16 protein-coding genes and 1 pseudogene are annotated in these 18537 nt (G+C 26.8%); 6 read left to right on the top strand and 11 right to left on the bottom strand.

Translation table 11 applies throughout. The annotated features are described in order from the left end of the window. Window positions 1-105: 105 nt before the first annotated feature. On the top strand, window positions 106-1119 hold the full coding sequence (gene hutG / locus ACFIJ5_RS10070) for a formimidoylglutamase (RefSeq protein ID WP_379806602.1): 1014 nt from the start codon (window positions 106-108) through the stop codon (window positions 1117-1119). A gap of 147 nt (window positions 1120-1266) precedes the next feature. On the opposite strand, the gene ACFIJ5_RS10075 is transcribed toward hutG, so the two are convergent. From ACFIJ5_RS10075 to ACFIJ5_RS10100, 6 genes are all read right to left on the bottom strand, one after another. Beyond that, on the bottom strand, window positions 1267-2235 hold the full coding sequence (locus tag ACFIJ5_RS10075) for a hypothetical protein (protein WP_379806604.1): 969 nt from the start codon (window positions 2233-2235) through the stop codon (window positions 1267-1269). Window positions 2236-2385: 150 nt separating this feature from the next. Further along, window positions 2386-3585, bottom strand: coding sequence for an MFS transporter (locus ACFIJ5_RS10080; RefSeq protein ID WP_379806606.1), 1200 nt, complete (start codon window positions 3583-3585; stop codon window positions 2386-2388). Between the two features lie 702 nt (window positions 3586-4287). Next, window positions 4288-5559 (bottom strand): homoserine dehydrogenase, encoded by a 1272-nt coding sequence (locus tag ACFIJ5_RS10085; protein WP_379806608.1) that lies wholly within the window; start codon window positions 5557-5559, stop codon window positions 4288-4290. Window positions 5560-5885: 326 nt separating this feature from the next. After that, window positions 5886-6770, bottom strand: a complete 885-nt coding sequence (gene thrB / locus ACFIJ5_RS10090) for a homoserine kinase (RefSeq protein WP_379806610.1) — start codon at window positions 6768-6770, stop codon at window positions 5886-5888. 9 nt (window positions 6771-6779) lie between these two features. Continuing rightward, entirely contained in the window at window positions 6780-8267 is a 1488-nt protein-coding gene (gene thrC, locus ACFIJ5_RS10095) for a threonine synthase (RefSeq protein WP_379806612.1), read from the bottom strand. A 263-nt stretch (window positions 8268-8530) separates the two neighbouring features. Continuing rightward, the gene (locus ACFIJ5_RS10100; protein ID WP_379806614.1) at window positions 8531-8686 is read right to left on the bottom strand and encodes a hypothetical protein; all 156 of its coding nucleotides are present in this window, start codon (window positions 8684-8686) and stop codon (window positions 8531-8533) included. Between the two features lie 239 nt (window positions 8687-8925). On the opposite strand from ACFIJ5_RS10100, the pseudogene ACFIJ5_RS10105 reads away from it, so the two are divergent. Together ACFIJ5_RS10105 and ACFIJ5_RS10110 are read left to right on the top strand one after the other, a co-directional pair. Next, a pseudogene (locus ACFIJ5_RS10105) lies at window positions 8926-9381 on the top strand (staygreen family protein); the annotation flags it as partial. A 9-nt stretch (window positions 9382-9390) separates the two neighbouring features. Beyond that, a complete protein-coding gene (locus tag ACFIJ5_RS10110) occupies window positions 9391-10176 on the top strand; it encodes a VCBS repeat-containing protein (RefSeq protein ID WP_379809586.1) in 786 nt (261 codons plus the stop codon). Window positions 10177-10242: 66 nt separating this feature from the next. On the opposite strand, the gene ACFIJ5_RS10115 is transcribed toward ACFIJ5_RS10110, so the two are convergent. The 3 genes from ACFIJ5_RS10115 to ACFIJ5_RS10125 form a co-directional block, all read right to left on the bottom strand. Continuing rightward, window positions 10243-10857, bottom strand: a complete 615-nt coding sequence (locus ACFIJ5_RS10115; RefSeq protein ID WP_379806616.1) for a DNA-3-methyladenine glycosylase — start codon at window positions 10855-10857, stop codon at window positions 10243-10245. A gap of 4 nt (window positions 10858-10861) precedes the next feature. After that, a complete protein-coding gene (locus ACFIJ5_RS10120) occupies window positions 10862-12289 on the bottom strand; it encodes a sensor histidine kinase (protein ID WP_379806618.1) in 1428 nt (475 codons plus the stop codon). 293 nt (window positions 12290-12582) lie between these two features. Beyond that, window positions 12583-13305: a response regulator transcription factor gene (locus tag ACFIJ5_RS10125; RefSeq protein ID WP_379806620.1), complete on the bottom strand. Its 723-nt coding sequence runs from the start codon at window positions 13303-13305 to the stop codon at window positions 12583-12585. A 336-nt stretch (window positions 13306-13641) separates the two neighbouring features. On the opposite strand from ACFIJ5_RS10125, the gene ACFIJ5_RS10130 reads away from it, so the two are divergent. The 3 genes from ACFIJ5_RS10130 to ACFIJ5_RS10140 are packed head-to-tail and all read left to right on the top strand — an operon-like array spanning window position 13642 to window position 15893. After that, entirely contained in the window at window positions 13642-14370 is a 729-nt protein-coding gene (locus tag ACFIJ5_RS10130; RefSeq protein ID WP_379806622.1) for an ABC transporter ATP-binding protein, read from the top strand. 2 nt (window positions 14371-14372) lie between these two features. Continuing rightward, window positions 14373-15140, top strand: a complete 768-nt coding sequence (locus ACFIJ5_RS10135; protein ID WP_379806624.1) for an ABC transporter permease — start codon at window positions 14373-14375, stop codon at window positions 15138-15140. Window positions 15141-15155: 15 nt separating this feature from the next. Beyond that, entirely contained in the window at window positions 15156-15893 is a 738-nt protein-coding gene (locus ACFIJ5_RS10140; protein WP_379806626.1) for an ABC transporter permease, read from the top strand. A 371-nt stretch (window positions 15894-16264) separates the two neighbouring features. On the opposite strand, the gene ACFIJ5_RS10145 is transcribed toward ACFIJ5_RS10140, so the two are convergent. Both ACFIJ5_RS10145 and ACFIJ5_RS10150 read right to left on the bottom strand, forming a co-directional pair. Next, the gene (locus tag ACFIJ5_RS10145; protein WP_379806628.1) at window positions 16265-17368 is read right to left on the bottom strand and encodes an ABC transporter permease; all 1104 of its coding nucleotides are present in this window, start codon (window positions 17366-17368) and stop codon (window positions 16265-16267) included. Window positions 17369-17371: 3 nt separating this feature from the next. After that, a complete protein-coding gene (locus tag ACFIJ5_RS10150) occupies window positions 17372-18526 on the bottom strand; it encodes an ABC transporter permease (RefSeq protein WP_379806630.1) in 1155 nt (384 codons plus the stop codon). Between the last annotated feature and the right edge of the window lie 11 nt (window positions 18527-18537).

Genomic DNA, 18537 nt, shown 5'->3' on the forward strand with positions numbered 1-18537 from the left:
TAAACTTTGTTCAAATGTTTCTTACGCAATATATCATTTTCCTTCGCTACACAGTATTTTCTTGCTGCGAAAATTGAGTAAATAATTAATTATGGGAGAGATACTATGTTTAATACAAACTATGAACCTGTAGATTTAAGCGTTTGGCAAGGAAGAATTGATAGTGAAAGTGACTTTGATGCTTTTAGATGGCATCAATGGGTAAAAAAGATTGATCTAAGAAAAGATGACCTAACTCCTTATAACGGTAAATTAGGTTTTGCATTTATTGGTTTTTGCTGTGATAAGGGAATTAAACTCAATAAAGGTAGAATTGGAGCCAGTAAAGGTCCTAGAAGTATTCGAAAAGAATTAACCAATTTGCCCTGCTGTTTTACTAAAGAGGTTAAACTCTTTGATGCAGGAAACATACTCTGCAAAGGCATATCTTTAGAAGAAGGTCAAAATCTCCTTTCAAAAGCAGTAGAAAAAATTCTGAACCTGAATCTTTTTCCTATAGTTTTAGGTGGTGGTCACGAGACAGCCTTTGGAAATTATGGCGGCATATTAAATCATTTATCAAGAAAAACTTCAAAACCTAATATAGGTATAATAAATTTCGATGCTCATTTTGACATTAGACCTTATGAAAATGGTGGTACCTCTGGAACTATGTTTAGGCAAATATCTGATGTATGTAAGGAACATTCTCTAAACTATTCTTATTTATGCCTTGGAATTCAAAAACACAGTAATACTGTTTATTTATTTAAAACTGCTGAAAAACTTGGTGTAGAGTACATTTTAGCTAAAGACATTATAGGCAACGACACTTGGTCTATTTTAGAAAAAATAAGTGATTTCATGAAACATAAAGACCATATTTATGTAACTATATGCTCTGATGTATTTTCATCAGCTTTTGCACCAGGAGTAAGTGCTGCCCAACCTCTTGGGATAGATCCAGAAGTGGCACTTAAATTTCTCAAATTTATTTTAAGATCTAATAAAGTAATCAGTTTTGATATATGTGAAGTTTCCCCTAGATTTGATCATGACAACACTACAGCAAGTTTAGCTTCAGTAATAATTTTCTCATTGGTCAATACTTTATCTAAAATTTTTAATTTATCCATGTAAATAAAGTAATATTCATTCTTTTTGGTAAACTACCCCCACTTATTTTGTTAACGTGGGGGCTTCTTGGTCAATATTTCTAATAAGACAAGTTTATCTAATCTATCAAGGAAGTATAACTGAAATAATAGAAGATTTCTGATAGTTATGTTAAATATCACTACTACTATTTATTCTTTTCTTTATAATATTTATTAACTCTGGTGATAATCCTATGTTATATTTTAAATCTTTATCCTCATATGAATAATTTCTACATATAGTTTCATGGTATTTCAATAATTTAATCTTACCTATATATCCATCTTCTACTATATTAAAATTACGATATTCATCACCAATTTTGTATAGTGGAATTATTTCATAATATGGATAACTATTTTCTTCTAAAATACTATATTTAACATGATTAAGTAATCGAATGTTATAAATTTTCTTATTTTTTAGCTCATTATAAAATTCATCTATTACTTTAATATCTTTTATAACACAAATTTCTCTATCTTCAGAATTCAAGTTCTCTTTACTTTTTATCTTTTTTATTTTAAATGCACATGGTTTTTTTAAATTATTTAAAACAACAACTTTATTAGGTTCATACATTTGATATAGCGGAACTCCTAAAGTATATAAAAATAAAATTATTTTTCCTATACTACGTAATAATTTTAATTCCTTATTTTTGCATTTTTTTAATTCTAAAATTAGATCCTGTAAACTTTTTGTCACAATAATTATACCCAAACATACAATTGCAACTTCATAAACAATTTTATTTTTATCCCAATCCCTAATTCCTGTAGATAAAAATATTTCATATGAACAAATTACAACACATGAAAAAGTAAATATATAAAATATAGTTAACAATGCATTTTTTAAGGTAAAACCTCTTTCCTTTATTAATTTAAATATGTCCATAAATGGACTTAATATAAAAACTATTAATATAAAAATAGTCATTAAAATATATTGCATTTTATAACTTGCGTTATATGATCTAGCAAAATATACAAGAATTACAAAAGCAACAATAAGTACTCCTAATACTCCCTGAGAAATCTTTTTCAATTTACTAGGTTCTTTATCACACTTTTCTTCATTATTATCATAATTCATTTCATATTCCCCCTATAATTCCCTAAAATACCTTATAATTCATTATACCACTTGAAATCAAAAAATCGTAAAAGGTTCATTCTTTTTAAATTTCAATACAAAAAGAATGAACCCTCCAAAATATAGTGAATTAAATCCATAGATTAAATTTTAAATATGTTCTAAACCCTTCATAAATGCAGATGCTGCAAGAACTATTAAAGCTACAAGAATCCATACTACATTCATACTGTAAATTGTCATTAATCTTCCCATTACAACAGGACCTGCTGCAGTACCTGCTCCATATATAGCCATAACAAAAGAATTTAATCTTCCTCTATGAGATGCAGGACTATTATTTGCTACAAAAGTAGCAGAATCAACTATAACTATGATTTCACCTATAGTTAAAATTCCTGCAGATAAGAAAAATAAAGGCAAAGTCTTTATAAAAGCTAACATTGTTAATGATATAGAATAAAAAAGTCCTCCTATTGCCATAGCTTTTAAAGAACTTATTTTTTCTGTTAACTTGGAAACTATAGGAGTCATGGATATTACAATAAACCCGTTAAATGCTGCTAAAAAGCCATAATATTTTGGCCCCACTTCTCCAAAAATATCTTTTACATATAATGGAAGCCCAAAACCCCATTGAGAATATCCTAGATTATAAAAGAAAAGTATAAGAGCATAATAAATTATAATACGTCTTTTTAAAAGTATACTTACTACACTTCCTTCTTCTTCTTTTTCTAATTTTCGCTCTTTAGCATAAGTTTTACCTCTCCCCATTGTTTCTCCTACATATACTAAAACTAAACCCATAGATAATAATGTAGTAATTGCATCTCCTATAAAAACTATAGATAAATAATTTTTGTAGAGAAATCCTCCAATTATAGGTCCTATAGACAACCCTAAGTTATTACCCATATATAAAAGAGAAAAAGCTTGTTTTCTATTATCTGGAGTAGTAATATCTGCAACCATAGCGTCTTGAGCTGCCATACTAAAGGAAAAAAACATAGGAGCCAAAACTAAAATATATGCCATAGTCATATCCACTTTCCAAAAACCACATAGTAAAAACACTCCAGCACTTAGTGCATTAAATACAACTAAAACTTTTTTTCTTCCTATCGTGTCTACTAACTTACCACCAATAAGCATTCCTGGCGCTGAAAGTATAACAAGTAAAGTTATAAATGTTCCTGCCTTATCTTTTGGAAGTCCAATTTTGTCTGTCAATATTAAAGTTAGAAGTGGATAAACAAAAGCACCCATTCTATTTACAACTCTTGATACAAATAATATATAAATTTCTCTTGGGAGTCCTTTATAGTCTTTTACTAGCTCTTTTATCAAAATTTTGCCTCCTAAAACATTGCATATATATTCAAGGATCTTTTAATACAAATTTTCATATTCGACAAATATTTTATCTTGTTCAATTAATAATATTATTTGCTTCATTACTATTTTTATCCGCTCCCAAAATCTTAGTTTGTTTAAAAATCAACTCAACTTTCGCAGTAAAAAAATACTGTCTAGCGAAGGGAAATGATATCTTGCGTAAGAAACATTTGATAGCAATTAAGAATTAATAATTAAAAATGAATAATGAAGGTTGATTTTTGCTTTAGCAAAAATCTTAAATTATATATTAGTTGTTTTGCCCTAAGGCAAAATTTCCTTAATTATTAACTCAACTTTCGCAGGACAAAAATACTACCTAGCGAAGGTAAATGATATATTGCGTAAGAAACATTTGAACAAAGTTTACAAGTTCTTAGTTTTACGAATTTGAAAAAAGTCACTTTTTAATTACTGATTCCTATGGAATATTAATTAAAAAATCTTTTTTCAATATGAGTAAAGCTTAGAACTTGTTACTGAAGTGAAAGGTTTCTGAGCAAGATATCATTTACCGCAGCGGTTGTTTTTCACCTGCGAAAGTTGAGTTATTAATTATTCATTATTAACTATTCATTATCTTTAAAGTGAAAGGTTTCTAAGCACGATATCATTTCCCGTAGCGACTGTATTTTATCTGCAAAAGTTGAAAAATTAATTTTCTACTCTTATAATACTTTCTACTTTATTTATATTAGGAAGTTTTTCTATTTTATTTAATGCATTTTTTAGGTTTCTTTCTAAACAATGGTGAGTGATAATTATCACTGATACTGAATCATCATTTATTACATCTTGAGTCAAAAATACAATACTCACATCATTTTCTCCAAATATAGTAGCAATTTCACCTAAAACACCTGGTCTATCTTCCACATTAAATCTAATGTAAAATTCTGATTTATTTTCTCCAAAATCTTTTATTTCTTTTACACCTAAATTATCATTAATTGATATATCAACATTGCTTCTTAATATAGATATTATATCTCCTACAACTGCACTTCCAGTAGGTAAGTCACCAGCACCTCTTCCATAAAGCATCAAATCACCTACAGCATTTCCTTTTAGAAAAATTGCATTAAAAGAATCATTAACATTTGCAATAGGATGATGTTCAGGAACTAAAGTGGGATGAACTCTTAATTCTAATTTGTTATTTTGTTCCTTACCAATTGCTAAAAGTTTTATTACATAACCTAATTTTTTAGCATACTTAATATCCTCACTAGTAATATTAGTTATTCCTTCTCTATAAATAGATTCATGATTAATTTTTGCACCAAATGCAAAAGAAGAAATAATTGCAAGCTTATACACGACATCATAACCTTCAATATCTGATGTAGGATCTGCTTCAGCATATCCTTTTTCTTGTGCTTCTTTTAGAGCTTTTTCAAAATCTAGTCCTTCATATGTCATTTTGCTTAATATATAGTTTGTTGTTCCGTTTATAATTCCAATAATAGAAGTAATTTTATTAGCAGTAAGACTTTCGTTAATTTCACGAATTATAGGAATTCCACCTCCTACACTTGCTTCATAATAAAACTTTATATGCTCACTTTCTGCTGTTTTAAACAATTCTTCCCCTGCTTTTGCTAAAACTAACTTGTTTGCAGTCACTACGTGTTTTTTTGCTTTCATAGCTCTAAGCATATACTCTTTAGCTGGTTCTTCACCACCTATTAATTCTACAACAATTTTTATACTTTTATCATTTAAAATCTCTTCAACATTGTCTGTCATTATGTTTTCCGGAATATTAATTCCTCTAGGTTTATTTAAGTCTCTTACTAATACCTTACTAATTTCAATTTCATAACCTGATCTCTTCATTATTTCTTCTTTGTTTTCTTTAAGTATTTTCCATACACCTTTACCTACATTACCAAAACCTAAAATAGCTATTTTTATCTTTTGCATTATTACATCTCCTCTCTTATATTTCAATATTCTGATTTTTCTATTTTAAATTGAAAACATCACCATTTCTTCTAATTTTCTAGCAACTCTAACCGCTACGGGAAATGATATATTGCTCTGAAACTTTTCACTTCAGTAACAAGTTCTAAGCTTTACTCATATTGAAAAAAGATTTTTTAATTAATATTCCGTAGGAATTAGTAATTTAAAAATAACTTTTTTCAAATTCGTAAAGCTAAGAACTTGTAACTTTGTTCAAATGTTTCTTACGCAATATATCATTTCCCTTCGCTAGATAGTTTTTTTATTCTCCGAAGGCTAAGTTACTAATTTTCAATTACAACTCCTACATTATCTATATTTAATTGTTTAGCGTTCCATTTCTTTTCTAAATATTGCAAATATTTTGTGATATTTTTAATAAATTCATTATCATCCTTATGAAGTATATTCATAATTGTAGGTCCAGCTCCGCTTAAAAACACTCCCTTTGAACCTAACTCTATACATTTTTCAGTTATATTATAATAATCACCTATAAGCTTACCTCTATACTGCTGATGAAATCTATCTTCACATCCAATCTTAATTAAATCTAAATTTCCAGAACTCAATGCAGAAATCAAAAGTGCTGTCCTTCCCACATTGAAAACTCCATCATTATATGAAATATCTTTAGGTAGTACACTTCTAGATTTTTCTGTAGATAATTTAAAATCAGGTATTAATGCGCAAAATTTTATATTTTTATCTAAAGTTATTTTTTCTACATATGTATTTTTTTTATCTCTTATAGAAACAGTCATTCCACCATATAATGCTGGTGCTAAATTGTCCGGATGTCCTTCTATTTCAGTTGCTATATCTAATATCTCTTTTTTTTCTAATTTTCCTCCAGCTATTTCATTTGCGCCTACCACTCCACCTAAAATACAAGCTGCACTACTCCCTAAACCTCTTGATTCTGGTATATCACACTGCATTTTAATTTTAATGCCTTTAGGATTATATCCTACTTTTTCAAAACATTTTTTAATTGAAATGTATACTAAATTATTTTCATTCCTATATTTTTCATCGCAGCCCTCTATTTGTAATCCTGTATTTATTTCTTCAATAATAAAAGTATTATATAAATTTAAAGCAACTCCTAAACAATCAAAACCAGGTCCCACATTTGCACTAGTTGCTGGAATTTTTACTCTTACCATAATCTACACCTACACCTTCAAGAATCTATTTATAGCATCTTTAATCTCCTCTTTCTTGCATATATCCTTATGAAATACTTTTCTATTTTTTAAATCTTCAATTCCTTTAGGTATATTAATTTCACACTCCTTTGAAAGTTCATCAATTAATTGAAAATCATCTTTACCTTCTACATTTATTCCAATACTACTACACACACTATTTGTAAATTTAAATGGACTTGCTGTTGATACAATAACTGTTTTTGTAATATCTTTAGTTTCATTTTTATATGTTTTATAGACTGAATAAGCTACTGCAGTATGAGGATCAATTACATATTTAAAATTGTCATAAACTTCTTTAATACAATTAGAAGTTTGTAGCTGTGAAGCAAAACCACCGTAAAAATCCTTCATTTTTATTCTCATGTTATCACCTATTTCGTATTTACCATCTACCTTCAAATCATTCATCAAATCTAATACAACTTCTTCATTTTTACCACTTATATAATAGAGTAATCTTTCTAAATTACTTGAAATAAGTATATCCATAGAAGGTGAACTAGTAATTTTGAAACTCCTATTTTTATCATATATTCCTGTTTTTATAAAATCATATAGTACATTATTTTCGTTAGACGCACATATTAATTTATTTATAGGAAATCCCATTTCTTTAGCATAATAAGCCGCCAGAATATTCCCAAAATTTCCTGTAGGAACAACTACATTTATCTTTTCTCCTTTTTTGATACTTTTGCTCTTTATCATTTTTAAATATGCATAAAAGTAATATACTATTTGTGGTATAAGTCTTCCAATATTTATGGAATTTGCAGAAGATAGAATATAATTATTTTTATTTAATAGTTGATTATATACTTCATTATTGAATATTTCTTTAACAGCATTTTGTGCATCATCAAAATTTCCTTCTATACCAATAACATAAGTATTATCACCTTTTTGAGTAATCATTTGTCTTTTTTGAATATCACTTACTCCTTCTTTAGGGAAAAAAACTATTATTTTAATACCCTCTACATTAGCAAAACCTTCAAGTGCCGCCTTTCCTGTATCTCCAGAGGTAGCTGTTAATATAACTACTTCCTTTGTTATCTTATTTTTTTTAAGTGCACTTTTTAATAAATGAGGAAGGATAGATAATGCCATATCTTTAAATGCAAGAGTAGGTCCATGATAAAGTTCTAAAAAGAAGTTCTCTCCTTTTTTACATACAGGTGCTATTTCTTCTGTATCAAATTTATCATCATAAGCTTTTTCTATACAATCTATAAGATCTTTTTCTTTAAAATCAGTTAGAAACTTTTTTAATATATAAAGAGCTAATTCTTTATAATTAAAATCAATTAATTTATCTATTTCTTTATGTATTTTTGGAATATTAGTTGGTACAAATAATCCCCCATAATCTGAAAGTCCTTTTATTATAGCCTCACTTGATGTTATAAAATCACCTTGGTCTCTTGTACTTTTGTACATTAATTCCATAATTTAAACCCTCCTATATTTTTATAAAAAAAGTACTGTGAAATCTCACAGTACTTTTACTTTACCCATAAGCTTTATAAATTTAAATGTATCTACTTAAAATTTATTAATATACCACTATTATAATATAATGATATTTTCAAAAATTTGTACATTTAAAATTATTTATGCTCATATTTATAAAAACACTATTATAAGACATTTCACTTCTAATTGCCTATAATAGTGTTCACTTTTTTTATATTAAACACAGATATTATACTTTAATTTATAGAACAATTAGAAAATCTATTTAACTTTTTACTATTATTTGTGTTAATCATACTCATGCACATGGTCATAGTATCATTGCACATATACATTGTCATAGTTGTAAAAATATTACACATGGTTATAATAGTAAATGTCCCGACTTTCATTTTGTTCTACTCCTTTCGTAAAATAATTTTTTTAATTATATCTTAGAATTTGTTTCTTGTCAAACATTTATGAACAAAAATCGTGTAAAATTTCTAAAAATTCGTAAAATCAGAAAAACAATTTATTATTATACATCATAATTTCTATAGTAAAAATAATTTTATACTATACATTAACACATTCTTCTTAATATTCATATAATATTTTTATGTTAAATATTATTTTAAGAAGGGATAAAATGAGTAAATTAAATCCTGATAAACTTTCAGTAGAATTTAGAGATGGTGTTACCCCTACAAAGCCTATCATACCTAGACGTTATACTCTCACTCATTCTGATATAACTGCAGAACTTTTTCTTACAATTGGATTAAAATATGCCTATGATAAAATTAATCCTACGCGAGATGAAGTACTTGGAGAATGGATTAAAATGGGTGATAAATATATGTTTTTTGTAACTTTACATGTAGATGGCCCATTAGGATCTACTACTTCAACAGCTATTCGAAACTTAATTTTTAGAAGAGAATTACCACTTGCTCTAGAAGCTATACGCTATGGTGATAAAAAATTTTTTGATACTTATCCTGAATTAGATAACGCTCCAATAATGGTTTACTTTCATTCTCTCAATCCATTTTTTAACAGAATAGAAAACTGGGGAACTTTTTCAGAATATGATATTAATAAATCACGTAAAATGCGTATATCAAATTCTATTTTGAAAAATAAATACTTACTAGACATGAAAATTGGAGACGTAAATGGAGATAGCGTAAAAGATAAAGTATTTCTATATGGTAATAAACCCGATGGTCCTACAGGAATTTTTATAGATAATATTACTGTTGTGATTCAAGATGGAAAAACTAATCGTATATTTACTATTCCTTTAAAAATAAATGCAGGATATAATCCTACACTTTTTCTAGGTGATTTTACAGGTAACGAAGTAGATGATATTCTAATAAGTATTGATTCAGGTGGAAGTGGAGGATACGGTTTCTTTTATATATACTCTTTTCTTAATAATGAGGCTAAAAAACTATTCGATTTTGAATTATTCAATGATTACTATCTTTATGATGTAATATATAAAGATAATTACCAAGTAGAAGTAGTAAATAAAACCCTTGGTAAAAAATTTATAATTGATATTCGAAATAAAGGACCTCTTTATCTATCACAAATTTATGATACAGAGGGTAAACTTAAAAAGCCAATTTATGGTCAAGTATCTGCTCTAAATGCACTTTATCCTGTAGATTTTGAAAGAGATGGTATTTATAATTTATGTACAGTGCAAAGAATTATTGGAAGATATAATGCTGATACTTTAGGTCTTGCTCAAATGCGTCTTCGTTGGAATGGCCAAAAATTTATTCCAATAAATCTAAATCAGTTTGTATGTATACCTGGTACAAAAATTAGAGATACAGCAATTATTGCTGATGATATAACTACCAGTCCAAGAATAGAAGTTTAAAATAAAGTATAAAGTTAAAAGTACAAAGAAAGATGTTTTTCTTATTTATTCTTTGTACTTTTTACTCTATTTTCTAACCGATACCCACTTATTATCTTTTATATAAAATCTCCACAAAAAATCTTTAGCCTCTTCTGCATAATCAATTCCTATTCTTTTAGCTTCTACAATTTCAAATTTCTCCTCACAAGCACAATCTTCTATGTAAAGTTCTTCTCCACATAAATCCTGTTTATTATTTCTCTTATCTATATTTAAAGCCATACAAAGTTTTGAAGGCCCATTTGTTAAATTTTTCTTTTGTGATTTAGTTAACTCATCATAAGGTTTTTTAAACCTTAACTGAGACATTTCTTCTATGCCTTCTAATGGTTCTATTGCTCTTATTAATACTCCTTCTGGTGAACCTTGTTTTTTAGTAATTACATTAAAACAATGATACATACCATATATAAAATAAACATAAGCAATACCTGGCTGTCCATAAAGTGGTTCAAGCCTAGGTGTTTTTTTTCCTCCATATGCATGACATGCTTTATCTATAGAACCAATATATGCTTCTGTTTCAACTATACGTCCCTTAAATTTTATCCCATTTACCTCATGAACAAGAATTTTACCTAAAATTTCTTTTGCTACTGTTAAAGTATCTCTTCCATAAAAATTTCTTAAAAGTTTCATTACATTATGCCTCTCTTTCTAAAGAATTAATTTTTATTTCTATACTAGTCCCTAATCCTAATTCACTTTCTATAGAGATATTTTCTCCATGTATATCAATTATTTCTTTAGCTATAGCCATTCCCAAACCTGAACCCTCATTTGAAGAAGAAGTATTGGTTCCTCTATAATACCTTTCAAAAACATATTGCAAATCTTTTTTAGAAATACCCTTTCCTGTATCTTTTATTAATATACGTATCACATCATCTTTTTCATATATTGAAATATCGACCTTAACATTTACATCATTATGAATTATAGCATTAAAAATCAAATTAGTAACTGCTCTTTTAAATAATCCCTCATCCACAAAACACATAATAACTTCTTTTTCACAGTGAAAATTTATATTTCTTTTTGAATAAGTAGGATGATTCAAAATTTCTATAATTATAGTTTGCAGCATATTTACTATATTTATTTTAGTTTTATTTAATGAAAATAAATTATTTTTAAGTTTATATGTAAGATTTAATTCTTCAATTAAATCTTGTATATAAGAAGCTTTTTTCCATATTATATCTGAATACTCTTGAATTTCTTCATTAGAGAAACTATAATCTGGTTCTTTCATTATCTCAGCATATCCTTTTATAGAAGACAATGGAGTTTTAACATCATGGGATATAGAAGAAATCCAGGTATCTCTCATTTTATCCAATTCTTTTCTTTGGCGTTTATTTTCATTCAGGGTTTTATTAACTTTATTTAAACTAATAAACACATCCTTATATATACCTTCCTCCTTATAATGCTTTTTATAATTTCCTTTAGATAATTGTTTTATACCTTCTATTATATTTTCAAGGGGCTTACCCATCTTTCTTCCAAAAAAAAGATAAGATACAATTATTGCAATTAATATATTAATGAAAAGTAAAAATACTATTCCTCCACTAATAACTTTTCTTAAAAACAAAGGAGAAAATACAATGGTATGTTTAGCCACATCCTCAAGAGGAAAACCTATAATGTAACTATAAATTTTATTATTGCTTTTACTCTCACCTATAAATATACTGTAATGATTAATATCGTACTTATATGCATGCATTAATGTTAATGGATTATAACTTTGTGGTACTCCTTGTATTTTATATAAAGAATATTTTTCTTTAAAATCCTCACCTATTATTTGAATCCATGCATTTTTATCTTTAAGCTGTTTTTTTCCCTCTTGGATTACATATGGAACTTTTCCTTTATATTTTATATATTTTGAAAAATCTCTTGTAAAAACTTCTGGATTTCCTGATGAAATTTTAGTTGTTTTAATAATATTACTGAAAATCAAAATACAATTAATAGTAAAAATCAAACATAGCACCATTAAAAAAGCACGTAAAAAAGTACCTGTAATGCTCCATTTATTTCTATTTATAAATTTCATATTAACTCATCCTATCCTTAACTTTCGCAAAGTAAAACAGTCGCTACGGGAAATGATATCTTGCTAAGAAACCTTTCACTTCAGTAACAAGTTCTAAGCCTTTATCAAGTGACAAATTGCAAGTGATAAGTGACAAGTTAAGGATGTTTTTCTTATAGAAAAACTTTTATTAAATAATTAATTAAAACCTTTCAGCATTAGCAGAAAGGTATCTTTAACTGTCAACTGTCCTCTATCAACTGTTAACTGCTTACTTAATATATCATTTCCCTTCGCTGGACAGTATTTTTATCCTACGAAAGTTCTGTATTTAATTTATACCCTAATCCTTTAACTGTTAAAATATGTTTTGGATTAGAGGGATCCTCCTCTATTTTTTCTCTTAATCTTCTAATATGAACCATTATCGTGTTGTCATATCCATTAAAATCGTCTCCCCATACTTCATCACAAAGCATTTGCTTACTTAATATTCTATTAGAATTCTTGCACATATAACTCAATAAGCTGTATTCCTTTGGAGTAAAAGTTATATGTTGTCCTTTTTTTATAACCTCACCTTTTGTAAAATTAATTGTCACCTCTCCAAATTTTACTATTTTTTCTTCCTTATTATATATTTCATTTTTAATATATATGTTTCTTCTCAAATGTGCTTTAATCCTATAAGCCACTTCTTTTGGACTAAATGGCTTAGTTACATAATCATCTGCACCCATACCGAGTGCAACAATCTTATCTATATCATCAGATTTAGCTGATAAAAAAAGTATTGGAATAAAACTAAATTCTCTAATTTTTTTGCAAGTTTCAAAACCATCCATCCCTGGCATCATTACATCAAGAACTACTATATCTGGTTTCTCAATCTTACAAAGTTTAACTCCTTCAGTGCCATTACTTGCCTTAACTATCCTTCTAAATCCTTCTTTTTTGAGTACTGTTTCTACTAATTTTAAGAGTTCTATTTCATCATCAATTAAAAGAATCTTTCTATCTAAAATTTCGTTATACATAAATACACCTCTGAAAAATTTAAAAATTATATTTTTTATATTATTCAACTTTGGCAAATGAATAATAGCCGCTACGGGAAATGATATCTTGCTTAGAAATCTTTCACTTCAGTAACAAGTTCAAATGTTTCTTACGCAATATATCATTTCCCTTCGCTAAGCAATATTTTTACTGCGAAAGTTGAACTATATTATAAATATAACATAATTTTTGTAACTCTATATAAAAAAATATCAATATTAAGGTTCTATTAAGGTTCTCTTTAATGGTTGTTAAGCTGGGAATAGTATTATTAAGTCAAACAAAACAAAGAAACATTAAGGAGGATCAATATTATGTCAAATTTTATAGTAGAAACAAAAAACTTAACAAAATCTTTTGAAACTTTTGATGCAGTAAGCAATTTAAACTTACAAATAGAAGAAGGAAAAATCTATGGATTTTTAGGACCTAACGGGGCTGGGAAATCTACTACTTTACGTATGTTTTTAGGCCTTATAAAGCCTACTAAAGGAGAAATTAAAATCTTTGGTAAAGATGTGAAAAAAAACAGATTAGAAATTTTAAAACATGTAGGTTCTCTTATAGAATCACCATCTTATTATGGTAATTTAACTGCTTATGAAAATTTAAAAATTTCTGCTCAAATTTTAAATCTAAAAGAGAGTAATATAGATGAAGTTTTAAAAATTGTTAAACTATCTAAGTGGAAAAACACTAAAGTTAAAAAGTTTTCTCTTGGAATGAAACAAAGATTAGGCATTGCTTTAGCATTAATTGGCAAACCTGAACTTTTAATATTAGACGAACCTACCAACGGTCTTGATCCTGAGGGAATACATGAAATAAGAAATCTTATAAAAGAACTTCCTAAAATTAATGGAATGTCTGTAATAATCTCTAGTCACCTTTTAAGCGAAATTCAACTTATGGCAGATGATATTGGAATAATCAATTTAGGTAAACTTTTATTTCAAGGACCTTTAGATGAACTTTTATCAAAATTCCCTGAAAATGAAAATCTTGAAGATATCTTTCTTAAACTTATTAAAGGAGTTGCTTAAATATGAGTTTATCATCTTTATTAAAAATAGAATTTATGAAACAAAAAAGAGGTTTTATTTGGAAAGTTATTTTTATAGTTCCTCTTTTATCTATTCTATTATTTTCTATAATTCTTCATTTTAAATATGCTGACTTAACATCCCCAAGGTCTTTAGAGCAATTTAAAAATTTTGGAGTTGAAAGTCAACTTGGTATTTTCCTTTTTACAAACCATTTGACTTCTTTGTGGTTCATGTTTTCTAGCGTAATTTTTGCGCTAACTGCTGTAAAAATAAATTTTACCGAACATGATGAAAATTGCTGGAAATTACTTTTATCAATGCCTGTTAATAAAAATAAAGTTTATATTTCAAAATGGTTAGTTATTTTTACATTTTCAACTTTTTCCATAATTTTAAACACTATTGGATTTGTTATTGTACTTTTTATCTTTAAATCAGGTACATTTGTAAACTTAACTGTAATATTAAAATATATAGTTTTTCAAATATTATGTTCATTAAGTATAATAAGTTTTCAGCAGTTTATTAGTTTCTATTCTAAGAAGTTATTAGTTTCTCTATGTATAGCATTTTTAGGAATTATTAATACTATAATGTTCTCTCAAAGTAAAATCTTAAGTAACATAATTCCTTATACACCAACTTTAAGATCTGTACCTTTAGGTAATGGAAGTGACGCTGCAATAGCCGTATTTGCTTCTATATTATCTTCATTACTCTGGTTTACAGTAGGAATTATATATTTTAATAAAACAGATATTAAGTAAGGAGGCTTTTTATTTATGATAAGAATATTTAAAAGTGAACTTTTAAAGTTAAAACGTTCAAGATTTATAGAAATAATAATGATAATACCTATATTTTTTGTTGTTACAGGAATTATGAATTTTATAAGATATAAATCTATATTTATGAGGGAAAACCCTAGCATATGGGATCCAGTTTATGAACAAAGTGCTCTAATGTATGGATTATTTCTATTGCCTGTACTTGCAACAATTATAATGGCTACTTTAGTAAACATGGAAAATAAAAATAGCAATTTAAGAAGGATGTTGTCTCTTCCTATTAAAAAAAGTGAAATTTATATATGTAAATTTTTATCTGGATGCTTTCTCATTTTTATTAATATAGTTGTTTTTATATTAATTGTATCTATATTTGGAAATTTATTAAAACCTTCTAACTCTTCAATGCCTTTATATGTATTGTACCGTCCTATTTTAGCTTATTTTTCATTAATTCCAGTTATGGCAATACAATATTATTTAAGTATTAAATTTTCAAATATTTTTGTTTCTATCGGAATTGGAACAATATTTTCAATATCATCAGTTTTAGTTGGAACTACTAAGTTCTGGCTTGCTTTTCCATGGTGTTACCCTTTTAAATCCATTTCTGCTACACATGTTTCAATAGGGTTGTCAAATACATTATTAATGCATTTTGTAGGACTAGTAATAACTATATTTATAACCTTTATGGGCATTAAAGAATTTAATAAAAAAGAGATTTTTTAGGGACAGTTCATTTATTTTATTACTTTAATCAAGGGCAATCAAGGGGACGGTTCATTCTTTTTATGCTTTTAATTCAAGCAAAATGAATGAACCGTCCCCTATTAAATACTGTCTAGCGAAGGGAAATGATATATTGCGTAAGAAACATTTGAACAAAGTTTACAAGTTCTTAGCTTTACGAATTTGAAAAAAGTCATTTTTTAATTACTGATTCCTACGGAATATTAATTAAAAAATCTTTTTTCAATATGAGTAAAGCTTAGAACTTGTTACTGAAGTGAAAGGTTTCATAGCAAGATATCATTTTCCGCAGCGACTATTTTTCATCTGCAGAAGTTATATAATAAAATGAATGAACCGTCCCCATATTTTTATTTTGATTCTTTAGCAAAATTTGAATATTTTATGCTTCCAGCAGTAAAAAATACTAATGACATTAATAACAATATGAAAACATTAGGAAATAATACTGATTTTTCTATACTTCCAAGTGACCAATAAAATGGTGTAAACTTACTTAAAGTTATAATTATTTTTGGAATTTTTGTATAGTTTGGTCCTGGGAGTACTGTAATATATAAGAAAAACATTATCATTGAAATTAAATTTATAAATATGCCTGCAACTCCGCGATCTTTAAAAATCCTGTTAACCATTATACATAAACTTATGGATACCATACTCATTAAAGCAATATTTAGTATTAAAAAACCAAAGTTACTAAAACTAAATTTGAACAATACTTTCATTACCATAAATGAAGCTGTATACATTACAATTTGTGTAATTATCATGGAAAGATAAATGCTTCCTATTATTTGATATCCCTTATTACTAGTAGATAAAAATCTCTCTAATATTTTTCCTTTTTTTAACTTTAATAAATCTCCACTCATTATACTTGAAAAGGATAATAAGAAAAACATTATCATAACAAGAGGCATAAATTCAGATGAAGCAACTGTTTTTTTCTCAGTATTATACTGCAGATTCACAAGATTTTTATTTAATTCACTCTCATCCCTTATTATGTTATTCGTTTTTAATACTTGAACCTTAAACAATTCATTTATCTTTTGCTGCATTTGAACTTCAAATATTTGCGCTTTATTTCCCGTTTCTAGTTTATATGAATTTATAACAGGTTTTTTATTTACATTTATTTCCTGGGAAAAATTTTCTCCTATTTCATATACAGCAATTACATCATAGTTCTTTAATGCTTGTAAAGCTTCTTTTTTATCTTTATAAATATTAGGTGCGTCTATTTTTTTAATTAATTTATTTCCTAAATCTCCTTTATCTAGATTAACCACTCCTACTGCTATATTTAATTGCTTACTACTAGATTTAGGATTTGACATAATCTTTACAAAAGACACAACTACAATAGGAAGTAAAAACATTATAGCAATAGTTTTATAATCCTTAAAATACCTTTTACAATTAGCTAATACCATATATAAAAACTTCATAAGTTATACCTCCCATCTTATTTTTACTTTTAATATACTTACCAAATATAATATTAAAGAGATTGCTATCATAATAATTAAATACTTACTAATACTATTGAATGAATTAAATAATATACAGTTCCTATAAGTTTCTGAAATAATATTTCCTGGTGAAAACTTTGAAATGGCCAAAAATATCCTGTTATCCATATCTTTTAATGGAATAAATCCACCACCAAATATAATATGCATATACATTAATATTACAACTATAATATTGGCTGCCTTTTTACCAAAGAAAGCAATAATAATTCCTGCAGTACTTGCTATTAATACACTTTGACATATTAATATTGATATTATATTTAATATACTAACTCCTTTAAAAGCAAATCCAGCAAACCTAAAAGCTAAAATATATATTATTCCATATATTAAACTTGCAATTAAAAATATCAGTACATCTAAATTGAAAAAATCACATTTTGTCATTGGGGTAGATAATAATCTTTTATTACTTCCATTTTTCTTATCAAGATCATATCCCGCAACACAATTCATAATAATTACAAATACCATAAGTGACATCATTGTTGCAGCTTGGTTTTCATATGATGTAAGAATTCTCTCTCCCTTAATCATATTATCTTTTATTGGATTAACAGCTGCATTTTTGTTTATATTATTAATAACATCACTAAATAACTTTTCTTTATCTAATACATTCATGCTATTAATTTTATTAGAAATTATTCTAGATTCTGTTAAGCTTTTTCCATATTGCTCTATGACGTTTTTTATTACCAATTCATTAATTCTTGAAACTCTTTTCTTTTCATTGACTTTTATGGTACTTTGTTTTAAACTAATTATATTTTTTTCATAATCCTTTGGAATAACTATTTCATATTGTGATTTATTTGTAACATTAAATATTTGTTTTAACTCTTTTGTTTGAAATAATTCTTTAAAATTATTAGAAGTTTTACTATTATCTTTATCTATAATAGAAATATTAATTTTATCTCTACTTATATCTGGTTTAAACGTATGCTTTTGAAAATTCCCCATAATTGCTGCAATTATTAAGGGAAAAACAGCAAACATTAACAATACTTGTTTCCATTGAGATAGCATTGCTTTAAGACTAACTATTATTGTAGCTTTTATTCTCATATTTTAACCTC

Source organism: Haloimpatiens myeolchijeotgali (assembly GCF_042688525.2).
Lineage (GTDB): Bacteria > Bacillota > Clostridia > Clostridiales > Clostridiaceae > Haloimpatiens.

What these genes read in the sequence shown, in the direction of transcription:
- ACFIJ5_RS10125 (WP_379806620.1), bottom strand. Translation starts at nt 13,305, where the DNA reads ATGTATAACGAAATTTTAGATAGAAAGATTCTTTTAATTGATGATGAA.
- ACFIJ5_RS10110 (WP_379809586.1), top strand. Translation starts at nt 9,391, where the DNA reads ATGCGTATATCAAATTCTATTTTGAAAAATAAATACTTACTAGACATG.
- thrC (WP_379806612.1), bottom strand. Translation starts at nt 8,267, where the DNA reads ATGGAATTAATGTACAAAAGTACAAGAGACCAAGGTGATTTTATAACA.
- ACFIJ5_RS10120 (WP_379806618.1), bottom strand. Translation starts at nt 12,289, where the DNA reads ATGAAATTTATAAATAGAAATAAATGGAGCATTACAGGTACTTTTTTA.
- ACFIJ5_RS10115 (WP_379806616.1), bottom strand. Translation starts at nt 10,857, where the DNA reads ATGAAACTTTTAAGAAATTTTTATGGAAGAGATACTTTAACAGTAGCA.
- ACFIJ5_RS10075 (WP_379806604.1), bottom strand. Translation starts at nt 2,235, where the DNA reads ATGAATTATGATAATAATGAAGAAAAGTGTGATAAAGAACCTAGTAAA.
- ACFIJ5_RS10130 (WP_379806622.1), top strand. Translation starts at nt 13,642, where the DNA reads ATGTCAAATTTTATAGTAGAAACAAAAAACTTAACAAAATCTTTTGAA.
- hutG (WP_379806602.1), top strand. Translation starts at nt 106, where the DNA reads ATGTTTAATACAAACTATGAACCTGTAGATTTAAGCGTTTGGCAAGGA.
- ACFIJ5_RS10135 (WP_379806624.1), top strand. Translation starts at nt 14,373, where the DNA reads ATGAGTTTATCATCTTTATTAAAAATAGAATTTATGAAACAAAAAAGA.
- ACFIJ5_RS10150 (WP_379806630.1), bottom strand. Translation starts at nt 18,526, where the DNA reads ATGAGAATAAAAGCTACAATAATAGTTAGTCTTAAAGCAATGCTATCT.
- ACFIJ5_RS10100 (WP_379806614.1), bottom strand. Translation starts at nt 8,686, where the DNA reads ATGAAAGTCGGGACATTTACTATTATAACCATGTGTAATATTTTTACA.
- ACFIJ5_RS10145 (WP_379806628.1), bottom strand. Translation starts at nt 17,368, where the DNA reads ATGAAGTTTTTATATATGGTATTAGCTAATTGTAAAAGGTATTTTAAG.
- ACFIJ5_RS10085 (WP_379806608.1), bottom strand. Translation starts at nt 5,559, where the DNA reads ATGCAAAAGATAAAAATAGCTATTTTAGGTTTTGGTAATGTAGGTAAA.
- thrB (WP_379806610.1), bottom strand. Translation starts at nt 6,770, where the DNA reads ATGGTAAGAGTAAAAATTCCAGCAACTAGTGCAAATGTGGGACCTGGT.
- ACFIJ5_RS10140 (WP_379806626.1), top strand. Translation starts at nt 15,156, where the DNA reads ATGATAAGAATATTTAAAAGTGAACTTTTAAAGTTAAAACGTTCAAGA.